At 45.3% G+C, this 868-nt stretch carries 1 protein-coding gene; it reads right to left on the reverse strand.

Annotated elements, in window-relative coordinates; all coding sequences use genetic code 11:
- Window positions 1-18 precede the first annotated feature (18 nt).
- Window positions 19-798: an IS5 family transposase gene (locus tag ACFSUS_RS29060; RefSeq protein ID WP_381528810.1), complete on the reverse strand. Its 780-nt coding sequence runs from the start codon at window positions 796-798 to the stop codon at window positions 19-21.
- Window positions 799-868 lie beyond the last annotated feature (70 nt).

Raw genomic sequence — 868 nt, forward strand, 5'->3', positions numbered from 1 at the left:
TTAGAAGTTGTTGGGGAATTAGATTTGGTGATAAGCCTCAATTCGCTGCAACATCAGTTGTATATTGGCTAAATACAGCCAGCTAACCGAAGAAGATATCGTGTACTCATAATCCTTGGTAAGACGACGAAAAAAGTTAGTCCAAGCAATTGTGCGCTCAACAACCCACCGTTTAGCTATGGGTACAAAACCACGAGTTGATTCTGGCCGTGAGGCTTTTTCAAAATCAATACTCCAATCGGCAAGCGCTTTGGCAAACATGCCATTATAAGCCTGATCGCCAAAAACCTTCTCTAAGCGCTCACCCGCCCCCCAAAGTATAGTCTTGATCAAAGGGATAGCCGCTACGCCATCAGCCTGATTAGCTGCATGTACATCAGCTGCCCATAAACGTCCTTGCGTGTCAACTACGAACTGACGCTTACGTCCATTAACTCGCTTATTGACATCTTTGCCTCGGTATTCACCAATCATTGGCGTAAGTTTAACACTCTGTGAATCAATGCATAAAACCGAAGGAAATGGTTCTCGGCCTACTCGTTGACGATCTTGGCAATTTAGCTCTCGGTTAATTCGCTCCAAAGTACCATCGGTTTTCCAGCAGTTGAAGTAATAATAAACGGCTTGCCAATGTGGCCATGCTGAAGGCAGATTACGCCATTGACAGCCTGCACGAAGCACATATAGCAAGGCGTTCATAATCTGTCGCAAATCATGCTGACGTTTGCGTTTTAAATCAAGAAAAGGCGAAATTGCGGCCCACTGGGAGTCGGTTAGAGCATTAAATTGTTTGGTCACATCTCTGTTGCTTGGTCGCTACAAAGGTGACGCGGCTCCCAGCCTTTCTCAATTCCCAAACACGTTCTTA

Origin of the sequence: Spirosoma soli, assembly GCF_042684525.1 — a bacterium.
Taxonomy (GTDB): domain Bacteria; phylum Bacteroidota; class Bacteroidia; order Cytophagales; family Spirosomataceae; genus Spirosoma; species Spirosoma soli.